The organism is Kosakonia sp. N21, assembly GCF_050587465.1.
Classification (GTDB): Bacteria; Pseudomonadota; Gammaproteobacteria; order Enterobacterales; family Enterobacteriaceae.
The window spans coordinates 411,457-422,997 of the sequence record NZ_JBOBHR010000002.1 but is presented as its reverse complement, the minus strand read 5'-3'; the positions used below and the strand labels follow the sequence as shown (position 1 = coordinate 422,997).

At 56.5% G+C, this 11,541-nt stretch carries 12 protein-coding genes; 3 read left to right on the top strand and 9 right to left on the bottom strand.

Going from position 1 to position 11,541, the window contains the following annotated elements; genetic code table 11:
* Positions 1-168 precede the first annotated feature (168 nt).
* Positions 169-630 carry a YqhG/Tai3 family protein gene (locus ACQ3G7_RS05720; RefSeq protein WP_312690924.1) on the bottom strand — a complete coding sequence of 154 codons (462 nt, stop codon included), beginning with the start codon at positions 628-630 and terminating at the stop codon, positions 169-171.
* Between the two features lie 128 nt (positions 631-758).
* The gene (locus tag ACQ3G7_RS05715; protein WP_263100951.1) at positions 759-1,055 is read right to left on the bottom strand and encodes a TM2 domain-containing protein; all 297 of its coding nucleotides are present in this window, start codon (positions 1,053-1,055) and stop codon (positions 759-761) included.
* Between the two features lie 239 nt (positions 1,056-1,294).
* Here ACQ3G7_RS05715 and cueR point away from each other — a divergent pair, with 239 nt between their 5' ends.
* Positions 1,295-1,705, top strand: a complete 411-nt coding sequence (gene cueR / locus ACQ3G7_RS05710) for a Cu(I)-responsive transcriptional regulator (RefSeq protein ID WP_061497047.1) — start codon at positions 1,295-1,297, stop codon at positions 1,703-1,705.
* On the opposite strand, the gene ACQ3G7_RS05705 is transcribed toward cueR, so the two are convergent.
* From ACQ3G7_RS05705 to tesA, 7 genes are all read right to left on the bottom strand, one after another.
* Positions 1,659-2,399 carry a DUF3142 domain-containing protein gene (locus tag ACQ3G7_RS05705; protein ID WP_430889157.1) on the bottom strand — a complete coding sequence of 247 codons (741 nt, stop codon included), beginning with the start codon at positions 2,397-2,399 and terminating at the stop codon, positions 1,659-1,661. The genes cueR and ACQ3G7_RS05705 overlap by 47 nt on opposite strands.
* Positions 2,369-4,588, bottom strand: coding sequence for a PA5441 family protein (locus ACQ3G7_RS05700; protein ID WP_430889339.1), 2,220 nt, complete (start codon positions 4,586-4,588; stop codon positions 2,369-2,371). The genes ACQ3G7_RS05705 and ACQ3G7_RS05700 overlap by 31 nt, the downstream gene beginning before the upstream one ends.
* Before the next feature lie 23 nt (positions 4,589-4,611).
* Positions 4,612-5,070 carry an NfeD family protein gene (locus tag ACQ3G7_RS05695; protein WP_430889156.1) on the bottom strand — a complete coding sequence of 153 codons (459 nt, stop codon included), beginning with the start codon at positions 5,068-5,070 and terminating at the stop codon, positions 4,612-4,614.
* Positions 5,067-5,984 (bottom strand): SPFH domain-containing protein, encoded by a 918-nt coding sequence (locus tag ACQ3G7_RS05690; protein WP_263097737.1) that lies wholly within the window; start codon positions 5,982-5,984, stop codon positions 5,067-5,069. Before ACQ3G7_RS05690 ends, ACQ3G7_RS05695 begins: the two co-directional genes overlap by 4 nt.
* A gap of 84 nt (positions 5,985-6,068) precedes the next feature.
* Positions 6,069-6,923, bottom strand: coding sequence for a co-chaperone YbbN (locus tag ACQ3G7_RS05685; protein WP_430889155.1), 855 nt, complete (start codon positions 6,921-6,923; stop codon positions 6,069-6,071).
* 59 nt (positions 6,924-6,982) lie between these two features.
* Positions 6,983-7,753 (bottom strand): SDR family oxidoreductase, encoded by a 771-nt coding sequence (locus ACQ3G7_RS05680; protein ID WP_263097735.1) that lies wholly within the window; start codon positions 7,751-7,753, stop codon positions 6,983-6,985.
* A gap of 28 nt (positions 7,754-7,781) precedes the next feature.
* On the bottom strand, positions 7,782-8,405 hold the full coding sequence (gene tesA / locus ACQ3G7_RS05675; RefSeq protein WP_430889154.1) for a multifunctional acyl-CoA thioesterase I/protease I/lysophospholipase L1: 624 nt from the start codon (positions 8,403-8,405) through the stop codon (positions 7,782-7,784).
* Here tesA and ybbA point away from each other — a divergent pair.
* Both ybbA and ybbP read left to right on the top strand, forming a co-directional pair.
* Positions 8,376-9,062, top strand: coding sequence for a putative ABC transporter ATP-binding protein YbbA (gene ybbA / locus ACQ3G7_RS05670; protein ID WP_430889153.1), 687 nt, complete (start codon positions 8,376-8,378; stop codon positions 9,060-9,062). The two genes, tesA and ybbA, sit on opposite strands and share 30 nt — an antisense overlap.
* Positions 9,059-11,473 (top strand): putative ABC transporter permease subunit YbbP, encoded by a 2,415-nt coding sequence (gene ybbP / locus ACQ3G7_RS05665; RefSeq protein WP_430889152.1) that lies wholly within the window; start codon positions 9,059-9,061, stop codon positions 11,471-11,473. Before ybbA ends, ybbP begins: the two co-directional genes overlap by 4 nt.
* Positions 11,474-11,541: the final 68 nt, after the last annotated feature.

Here is an 11,541-nt window from a genome sequence, read left to right as displayed (position 1 = left end):
GACGCTGAATAGTAACTGTGCTGAAGCTTAAACCTTCCATCAAGGGGAAGGTCAAGGGCGATCCGCAAAGAAGGTGGACGCTGTCCTCTGCTCTGTATCGCAGTCCGCAGATAATCACCATAAAAAAGCCCCGCGATGTGAGCGGGGCTGATGGCTGATCGGGTTGCGTTAATCGAGTTTCTGCTCGTAATGGTTTCCGGCGTCAACGACTCGCCATATTTTCCATTTGCCCTCTTCCTTACGCGTCCATACCTGAAGATGTTTTGCCTTGTTATTTTCAATACCCAGCGAAACGTCCAGTTTCATGCTGTCTCCGTCTGGTTTTGCGGGGGAGACATTAAGGCGCGCGATCCATGCCGGGTCATAGTCCTGGCAATAGGTGAAGTAATCTGAGCCCAATAATTCCTGTTCAGGCATGTCATAAATAACGGCCATTCGCGCCAGTAATTTCTTCGATGCCCATTGCTGCATGGTTTTCGTTTTAATCAGTTCATCCGGCGGCGTTTTGCCAAACTCGTTCAGATAATAGGTGTAAAACGCCGTGATCTCTTTCTGCACATCCGTTCCGGTGTTTGCACTTGCGAAAGGAAGGTAAAGCGCCAGCAATAACGACAGTACGTAACGCATCATTTTTTCCTGTAGATAACATACGGTGGGTGGAATCTGCGATAGCCGGGGCCGGGAGAGGCCTGTCGGGCGGGAATAAAAAAATAAAGCCCCGCATAGTGCGAGGCCTGACGCGTGAAGCGGGCAGATCATTAACCGTATTTACGGGCGAATTCCTGATCGGAATTGCACAGGTAAATAATAAATTCGATAAACGCGATGATGGAGGGAATAAAGGTCCAGCAGAACAGGAGATAAAGAATGCCCTGACCTGTTTTCCCTAAATAAAATTTATGCACGCCAAATCCACCAAAGAAGAAAGCAAGCAGTGCGGCGGTAATGCGGCTTTTGGTTCCCGCCACGGCCTGTGGTGCGCCGCAATTCGGGCAGGCAACCGCTTCTTTATGAATTTCCTTTCCGCAACCACGGCAAAACGCCATATCACTCATAACAACTCCTGTGTGTAAATCATTTATCATTATTTGAAACATCCGGCCACATGTTATAGCGAAGCGGTAACGGGGGTAAATAAAAAATGTATTGGCAACAATGATATATTTGTTTTGTCATATTGTGCCGCTTACTATTGTGCACCTGACGTCAGGGCGGGTTAAAGGCCCTATACTCTATACGTTGTGTCGGCGAAATAATGTTGTCGGGTCGGAAACACGGACTGCAAGGGGGACATGTGAATATCAGCGATGTGGCAAAAAAAACCGGTTTGACCAGTAAAGCGATCCGTTTTTATGAAGAAAAAGGGTTGGTCACGCCGCCGTTACGCAGCGAAAACGGCTATCGCAGCTACACGCAACAGCATTTAAATGAGCTGACCCTGCTACGTCAGGCGCGCCAGGTGGGGTTTAACCTTGAAGAGTGCGGCGAGCTGGTCACCCTGTTTAACGATCCGGCCCGCCACAGTGCCGATGTGAAAGCGCGCACTTTGCAGAAAGTGGCGGAGATCGAGCGGCATATCATCGAATTGCAGCAGATGCGTACGCAACTGCTGGCGCTGGCGGATTCCTGTCCCGGAGACGACAGTGCAGACTGCCCGATTATTGATAACCTTTCTGGCTGCTGCCATCACCACGCGAAGGGTTAAGCATAAAGATCACCGTCCCGCGATACCACGGCGAAGCGGCAATACGTCGCTCTTCGTCACGATCCCACTGGCCGTTTTGCACCACGCCCAGTTTAAACGGCAGACGCAGCCCGGACAGCGCAGGCAGGTAGGCGGTGTAATTATCCACCGTGCTGCGCCCCTGGTAGCTTTGCACCACCAGTTCATCCACCGGCAGGGCGTTCAGCGTTTGCACATTACCGGTTTTCGCCCAGTCCAGTAAGCCGGTGACTCCCAGCGCATACTGCGAGGGTAAAATCTGCCGCACCCGGCGCAAAAACTGCGCGTAATCCTCAAGCTGATGCGTAGCGGCGTCAAAATCTATTTGTAATCCCACGACCGTGTTCCCGGCGTCACGCCAGCGCGCCAACAGGCGATTAAGACGCAGCAGTAGCGCGTCCGGTACATCCAACGTGGTAAAGCGAACGGTTAGCCAGATATGCGGAAAAGTCAGTCGATTGACCGGCAAGCCTTTACGTTCAAATACCGCATTGCCCGCCAGGACAAGGACATCACCCTGATGCAGGTAAACGGTCTTTGCATCACGTAACGCTGCCGTGGGGCGGACACCAGACCACAACCAGAACGCCTGGCTGCCCTCTGCCGCGAGGGCAGAGGGAGTAAGAAGCGCGGCAAACAGAGCGATTACCAGTAGTATTTGAGATCTCGGGCCCATACGTTTCCAGGATAACGGCTCTTCAACTGCTGGAACCAGGATTTACGCACCGCTTTATCGACGTCTTTGCCGCCACAATCGTTATAGCCGGAGGGGGCATAGCACATCACCGCCCGGTAGAGCGCATAGCTTTTATCTTCGGGTTCGGCTTTGGCATCGGCAATAACCTGCTGATATAAGGCAAGACGGTGCGGCACGCCGGGGCGTTCTTCTGCATGCGTCGCGACGTCGAGCACGTCATTACCGCCGCGATCTTTCTCCAGCGTCACGCGGGCTTGTGTCGTGCGGAAGAACTCACCCAGGCAATTCAGCGCGTGCGCATCGTGCGCTTTCTGGCTCAGGGTGGTGACGGTTGTCTCCAGCGGTGCGCAGAAATAAGCGGTCTCTTTGTCCGTGCCTTTCCAGCCAAAGGTGCTCAGCTTCACATCATCAAACGCCTCTTCAGCGACCGGCGGCGTAATCGCGGCCACCAGGGACATATCCTGCAACCAGTCGGCGTAATGGCCTTCGGTCAGATCGCGCGTCAGTAGCGTGTGCAGGGCGATGGTACGCTCTTCTTTGTTGGGCCCGTGCGTGGCCTGCTGGCGTAGCAACTCCCGCGAGGCCCGGGTTTTCAGCACCAGTGAGCGGTAACGCAAATTGGTCACCCGGCTGTCTGCAGCAAAAATCTGCGCCTGCGCATCACTCTCCACCAGCGTGGCGGCCAGTTTTGCTTGCAGGAGCTGTTGCTGTTCAACATCTTTACTCAGATCCAGCAGATGCAGCCAGTGCGCCTGCGCGGCGGGCCACTGTTTTTGCGCCATCAGCGCATCGCCATACAGCACCTGCTCGCTGAAGGCGAGAATATTGTGCGACGGGAGCGACTGGGCGGGCGTAATGGCGTTCTGCACCGTGGTGTAATCCTGCTTGCTCCAGGCCAGCATCAGACGCAGGTAATTCCACAGATCCGCATGTTTGTTCTTCTCAAAGTCGGCTTTCAGGTTGTCGAGCCAGGCCTGATCCACGCAGTGGGTGCGTCCGTCGCAGGTGTTATTACGCATCAGCCGCAGCGTCTGCACAAACGTCAGCAGCGAGGCGTCCGGCGCGGTGAGAAAGGCGTCGCTTCCCCAGGTGATATCCTGGCTTATCAGCTTGTTGTCGCTTTCGCCGATGATGGCGACCAGTGCATCGGCGTTTTCGGTCTGCGACAGCGCCTGCTCATAGAGCTTCGCCAGCGCATTTCCATCCTGTAAATACCAGTTAATACGGCGCAGCATCCCTTGTGCGGAGTCGGCGTAGTGCCCTTTCGGCCAGGTTTTCAGGTAACTTTCTGCGGCGTCCCGCGCTTGTTGTGCGAGAGCTTTATCCACTTTATGGACATCGAAATCGCCATAGTCGCCGTTGGCATTTGCGCTACTGGCATTGAGCGCGTTGCGCATCAACATATAGCTGGCCGTTTCGGCAAGCCATGGCTGCTGGCTGGTTTTGAGGGCCGTAAATGTCTGCCCGGCGGCATCAAAATCGCCCGCGTAGAACGCATTCGCGCCGTGTAAATAGGCCTGGAACCCTTGTGCTGCCGATCCTTGCGGGAACGAGAGCGCTTTTACGGTTTGCTCGCTGGCTTCCGTGCCGTTTACCGCCATGCGCGCTTTTGCCAGCGCCTGGCGTTGTTCATGGCTCAGGGAGGTATCGGCGAGCAGTGCGGCGAAAAAGGCGGAAAGCGTTTCGTCATTACGCGAAACAAAACGGTTCTCCAGTTCATCCTGCTGGACCGTTGCGTTGCTGGCTTCCTGAAGATCGGCACCCTGCGCGGTCATGCGCTGAAGTACGGCATCCGTTGCGGCATCCGGATCCAGTCCCAGCGCCGTCATCTGCTGATGCAGGGTGTCTTCCCCTGGCGTTTCGGCGGTGGTCGGCGCAGTCGGCGGCTGGCTGGTCGGGTTATCCATATGAATGCCGAAATAGAAATCCCGGCTACGGGTGATGTCTGCCGGTACGGGCTGGCGTAGTGGCGTAAAGTTTTTCGCTTCATCCACCAGACGTAGCAGGTTATCGCGCGTGTCGGTGTTGATGGCGAGTACCGGCGGACTGACGATAAAACAGCCCGCGTGGCCCCAGGGGCAGTAATCCATATCAAACGACGCCAGCGCCGGGGCGCTGGCGGCAAACGCCAGGCATACGCCCAGCGCAAGATGGCTTTTGGGTGCGATCACTTCGGATCCTTGTGATGTTATTATTTGCTTACGGCTTTAATGTGTAAGGTGATGCCTTCTACGGCAATCACTTCCACATGCTGGCCTGCGGGTAAATCTTCCTCTGCGCTGACAGGCCATGAACTGTCGCCCACGCGCATATGACCGCGGCCGTTAACCAGTGCGGTATCCAGTTGAAAACGCCGGCCTGTCAGTTGCTGACCGCGCAGGTTAAGCGACGCGTCAGCGGGCTTTTGCTGCTTCACCCGGCGCGCCAGCCATTGCCACCATAACCAGGCGGCCAGCATGGTCAGTACGGCGAACAGAACGCCTTGCCACTCCCAGCTAAAAGGTAAAACCCAGGCCAGTAACCCGGTGAGCACGGCTGCTACGCCGCTCCATAACAGGTAGCCATTACCGCCGAGCATTTCGGCGGCAAGCAGCAACCCGCCGAGCGTTAGCCAGGCAAGGTAAGTATGCTCAAGCAGCAGCGGGATCATCGTTTATTCCGCTCGCTGGCGCTGTCTTTGATCAGCTCCGTGATCCCGGCGATAGACCCCATCAGGCTGCTGGCATCCAGCGGCATCATCACCACTTTGCTGTTATTCGCCGACCCGATTTGCTGCAATGCTTCGGTGTATTTTTGCGCCACAAAGTAGTTCACCGCCTGAATATCCCCGGCGGCGATAGCTTCCGAAACCATCTGCGTGGCGCGCGCTTCCGCTTCTGCGGAACGTTCGCGGGCTTCCGCTTGCAGGAATGCCGACTGACGATCGCCTTCTGCTTTCAGGATTTGCGACTGTTTTTCCCCTTCCGCTTTGAGGATCTCCGCCTGACGCACCCCTTCGGCCTCCAGAATATAGGCGCGTTTGGTACGCTCTGCTTTCATCTGCGCATTCATTGAGGCAATCAGTTCTGCGGGCGGGCGCACATCGCGAATTTCAATACGCGTCACTTTTACGCCCCACGGGTTTGTCGCTTCATCAACGATATGCAGCAAGCGTGTGTTGATGCTGTCACGCTGCGAGAGCATTTCGTCCAGCTCCATTGAACCCAGTACGGTACGGATGTTGGTCATGGTCAGGTTGATGATTGCCAGCTCCAGATTGCTCACCTCATAGGCGGCGCGCGGCGCATCAATAACCTGAATAAAGCACACCGCGTCGATAGTGACGTTGGCGTTATCTTTGGAGATGATTTCCTGAGAGGGGATATCGAGAACTTGTTCCATCATATTGATCTTACGACCAATACGGTCCATAAACGGCACGACGAGACTCAGACCTGGTTGCAGCGTTCGGGTAAAGCGTCCAAAGCGTTCCACGGTCCACTGGAAGCCTTGCGGTACGATTTTTACGCCAGAGATAACCACCACCAGCGCAACGAAGATAAAAACCAGAATGACGATTGGCATCAAAAAAACCTCCTGTTTAATTTGATGCCATCTTAGCCCGAATTGGCGATCAAAACAGCACGATCGCCAAATTTGGCAGGAAGATTAGTAAAGCAGGGAGTAAAGCTGGCGGCGATACTTCGATGCCAGCGCATCACCGGTCCCCAGCGCGGCCAGAATTTCCTGTAGCATTTTGCGTGCTTCGCCGTTTGCGGCAGAGAGATCCTTACGCAGATGGTTGAACAGCAGTTCAAGCGCTTCTTCGTTGCGCCCCACCTGGTGCAATTGCAGCGCAAGCTGCGTCGCCAGCAGTGCGTCGGCCGGGTTCTCTTCCACCTGTTTTTGCAACTGCTGGATTTCCGGCGTATCGGCAGCTTTCTTCAGCAACTCAATCTGCGCAATCAGACCCTGATAGCGGGTGTCCTGATCCTGCAACGGCACGGTTTTCAGCACGCTTTCCGCTTCATCTGCTCGGTGTAAAACGATCAGCGTTTCCGCCAACAGCAGGCCAATCTCGCTGTTTTGTTGAGAAAGCTGCCAGGCGTCTTTCAGCAGCGGCAATGCGTCGGCGTGTTTTCCTTCCTGCATCAACAGCATGGCTTCCTGAGCTTTCAGCTCTTCTTCGCGCGGCAGGACTTTATCCAGCAGGGCGCGAATAGCCTCTTCCGGTTGCGGCCCCTGGAACCCGTCCACCGGTTGCCCGTTCTGGAACAGGTAGACCGTCGGGATCGCGCGCAGACCAAACTGCGAAGCCACCATCTGTTCGGCATCGCAATCTACTTTCGCCAGCACAAATTGCCCGTTGTACTGCGCGGCCAGATTTTCCAGCACCGGGGTCAGTTGCTGGCAATGCTGGCTGCGATCTGACCAGAAATAGAACAGCACCGGCGTCGCAACGGACTGCTCCAGCACCTGTTGCAGATTGGCTTCGGTAATATTGACGATATTCTGTACGGACATGTGGAATTCTCTGTTTTTACTGTTTAGTACTACATGGGGACAGGCAATACGCCTTCAACTCACCCGTGTAAAATTTTATCCATCACGCGTGCGGGCAGCAGGCGCTTCAACAGGCTGACAACCCAGGTGACCAGCGTAACCGGATAGCGCATTTTGGGATGATTGCTCTCGAAAGCATGGCGTACTTTTGCCACCACCGCCTCCGGGCCGAGGGTAAAACGTGCGGCAATTCCGGGGTTTTCCACCGGTTTATCGCTTTGCGTCTGATTCACATTGTCGGTAAAGCGCGTACGGATGGGGCCGGGTTCAATCAGGCTGACCTTAATGCCGCTATGGCGCAGCTCCATTCTCAGCGCATCCGACCAGGCTTCCAGCGCATATTTACTGGCGGCATAGGCACCGCGCCCGGGGGTGGAGATCAGGCCCATGACCGACGAGGTCATCACAATGCGCCCTTCACCGTGGGGCAGCATGGCCGGCAGCAGGCGCAGGGTGAGTTGATGCGTGCCGAAAAAATTGCTGGAAAATTGCTGTTCAAGCTGTTCGCGACTGATCGTCTCCAGCGGGCCGTAGACGCCGTAACCGGCGTTATTAAAGAGCCCATACAGCCGATTTTCGGTCAGTGCGATCACCTCATCTGCTGCGCGATCAACGCTTTGCGGGTCATCCAGATCCAGTAACAGGCCGGTAAATCCTTCCCGATCCATTCGCGCGACGTCGTCCGGTTTGCGACAGGCCGCCAGCACGCGAAAACCCTGACGTTTCAGTTCGCGTGCGCTTTCCAGACCAATGCCGCTGGAACATCCTGTTATTAAGACCGTTTTTTGCATAACTTTACCTGAGGGCGTCCCTGATTGATCAGGAGTCGTGGTTAACTAAAGGAGCCAACCGTGTCGCCATCCAGTCGGCGATAAACGGCTGGGCGTCGCGGTTGGGGTGAATGCCATCATCCTGCATCCATTGTGGTTTCAGATACACCTCTTCCATAAAAAAGGGCAGTAGAGGCACATCCAACTCTTTGGCAAGCTTAGGATAAATGGCGCTGAACGCTTCATTATAGCGGCGACCGTAGTTGGCGGGCAGCCGAATTTGCATCAGCAAGGGTTCAGCGTTGGCGGCTTTGACCGCCTGCACCACCTGGCGCAACGTTTGTTCCGTCTGTTGTGGTGCGAAACCGCGCAGACCATCGTTGCCGCCCAGCTCCACCAGCACCCAGCGAGGTTGGTGTTCTTTCAACAGCGCGGTTAACCGTGCCAGCCCCTGCTGCGACGTGTCGCCGCTGATGCTGGCGTTCACCACGGCGGGCTTTTGCTGCCATTTATCGTTGAGCAGCGCAGGCCAGGCAACGTTCGCCGCCATGCGGTACCCGGCGCTCAGGCTGTCGCCAAGAATCAACAACGTGTCCGCCGCGGCGGCGCGGAAGGTTAACAAAAGCAAAAACAGGAAGGGCAAATGCCAGCGGAAAACATTGTTGAAGTTCATCGTCTTAAGAAGTCCGTCGGTCAGGGGGAGCATGAACTTTCCATCCTCACCGGAGTTGAGCTTGTTGTCAAACCAGCCGAGACCATTGCCCTGATTGGCGAATCCGGTTCCGGTAAGTCGACGCTGCTGGCGATCCTCGCCGGGCTGGATGACGGCAGCAGTGGCGAAGTCAACCTGCTGGGGAAACCGCTGCACGCTATGGATGAAGAGGCGCGAGCGCAGTTGCGCGCACAGAATGTCGGTTTCGTCTTCCAGTCTTTTATGCTCATTCCCACTCTCAACGCCCTGGAAAACGTCGAGTTACCCGCCTTGTTGCGCGGCGAAAACAGCGGTAAAAGCCGCGCCAGTGCCAAAGCACTCCTTGATGAGTTGGGGCTGGGCAAACGTCTTGATCACCTTCCGGCGCAGCTTTCCGGCGGCGAGCAGCAGCGTGTGGCGCTGGCGCGCGCCTTTAATGGCCGACCGGCGGTGCTGTTTGCCGATGAACCCACTGGCAACCTGGATCGACAGACCGGGGACAAGATCGCCGATCTGCTGTTTTCCATGAACCAGCAATTTGGCACCACGCTGTTGCTGGTCACACACGATCTGCAACTGGCGGCGCGCTGCGACAGGCGTTTGCGGCTGGTCAACGGTGAACTGCGGGAGGAAGCATGATTGCCCGTTGGTTCTGGCGCGAATGGCGCTCGCCGTCGCTACTGATTGTCTGGCTGGCGCTGAGCCTGGCAGTGGCTTGCGTGCTGGCGCTGGGCAATATCAGCGATCGCATGGAGAAAGGGCTGAGCCAGCAAAGCCGGGACTTTATGGCGGGCGACCGGGCGCTGCGCAGTTCCCGCGAAGTGCCGCAGGCCTGGCTGGATGAAGCACGGAAAACCGGGCTCACCGTGAGCGAGCAGATTGGTTTTAATACCATGACCTTTGCCGGAGATACGCCGCAACTGGCGGATGTGAAAGCGGTTGATGATATCTATCCTATCTACGGCGAGTTACAAACCCAGCCGGCGCATTTAAAGCCGCAGGCAGGAAGCGTGCTGCTGGCGCCAAGGTTGATGGCGCTGTTGAATCTGAAGGTTGGCGACAGCATCGATGTCGGCGATGCCACATTGCGTATCGCCGGGGAGGTCCTTCAGGAGCCGGATGCCGGTTTTAACCCCTTCCAGATGGCGCCGCGTTTGCTGATGAACACTGCGGATGTACCAAAAACCGGGGCGGTGCAGCCTGGCAGCCGGGTGACCTGGCGCGTGAAGTTTGGCGGTACGCCTGAGCAACTGGCTGCATATGAAAAATGGTTGCTGCCGCAGTTAAAGCCGGAACACCGCTGGTACGGGCTTGAGCAGGACGACGGCGCGCTGGGCAAATCCTTGCAACGTTCACAGCAATTTTTACTGTTGTCGGCGCTGCTCACGTTGTTGCTGGCGGTCGCTGCGGTAGCCGTGGCGATGGGGCATTACTGCCGCAGCCGCTACGATCTGGTGGCGATCCTTAAAACACTGGGGGCCGGGCGGGCACAGTTGCGCAAGCTGATCGTCGGCCAGTGGGTTCTGGTGCTGGCGCTGGCGGTGGTCACCGGTGGGGCAATAGGATTGTTGTTTGAAAAAATATTAATGCTGCTGCTCAAACCGGTTCTGCCCGCGGCATTACCGCCTGCCAGCCTGTGGCCGTGGCTATGGGCGGTGGGCGCAGTGCTGGTGATTTCCGTGCTGGTGGGGTTACGCCCGTACCGCTTACTGTTGGCAACGCAACCGCTGCGCGTGCTGCGCCGGGATGCGGTGGCGGATCTCTGGCCGCTGAAATTTTACGTACCGGTGATTTGTGCTGTCGCTGTGGTGTTGCTGGCCTGGCTGATGGGCGGCAGTATGTTGCTCTGGTCGGTGTTGGCAGGGGCGGTGGTGCTGGCGCTGCTGTGCGGCGTAGTCGGCTGGTTGTTGCTTAATGTGCTGAAAAAACTGACGTTAAAAGCGCTGCCGCTGCGCCTTGCGGTCAACCGTCTGCTGCGCCAACCCTGGTCAACCTTAAGTCAGCTATCGGCATTTTCGCTCTCCTTTATGCTGCTGGCGATGCTGCTGGTCTTGCGCGGCGATCTGCTGGATCGCTGGCAGCAGCAACTGCCGCCGGAAAGCCCGAATTATTTCCTGATCAATATCGCACCGGAGCAGGTTACGCCGTTAAAAGCCTTCCTCTCTGAGCATCAGGTGATCCCGGAGTCCTTCTACCCGATTGTACGGGCGAGGCTGACGCAAATTAACGGTCAGTCAACGGACGGTAACCCGGATGAGGCGCTAAACCGCGAACTGAATCTGACCTGGCAAACGCAGCGTCCGGACCATAACCCGATCACCGCCGGAAGCTGGCCGCCGAAAGCGGGCGAAGTCTCTATAGAAGAAGGACTGGCGGAAAGGCTGGGTCTGAAACTGGGCGACAGCGTGACCTTTACCGGCGATACCCAGGCGTTCAGCGCGAAAATTACCAGCCTGCGCAAGGTCGACTGGGAAAGTATGCGGCCAAACTTCTTCTTTATTTTCCCGACCGGGGCGCTGGATGGGCAGCCGCAAAGCTGGCTCACCAGTTTCCGTTGGGAAAATGGCAACGGCATGCTGACACAGCTTAACCGCGAGTTTCCCACCATCAGCCTGCTGGATATTGGCGCGATCTTAAAACAGGTCGGACAGGTGCTGGAGCAGGTGAGTCGGGCGCTGGAAGTGATGGTGGTGCTGGTTACGGCGTGCGGCGTGTTGTTGTTGCTGGCGCAGGTGCAGGTCGGTATGCGACAGCGTCATCAGGAACTGGTGGTCTGGCGTACTCTGGGAGCCGGGAAGCGGCTACTCCGCACCACGCTGTGGTGTGAATTTGCCCTGCTGGGGCTGGTTTCCGGGCTGGTGGCAACGATTGGCGCAGAGACTGCACTGGCGGTACTGCAAACACGGGTGTTTGACTTCCCGTGGGCACCAGACTGGCGCTTGTGGGTCACCTTACCGTTATGCGGCGCGCTGCTATTGTCGCTGTGCGGCGGCTGGCTGGGCCTCCGACTGCTAAAAGGCAAGGCACTATTCCGTCAGTTCAATAATTAACAGTGAGTATCATCACACACCGGTCATGTCTACCGGTGTGTTTGTATTTCCATGTGTAAACATTTACA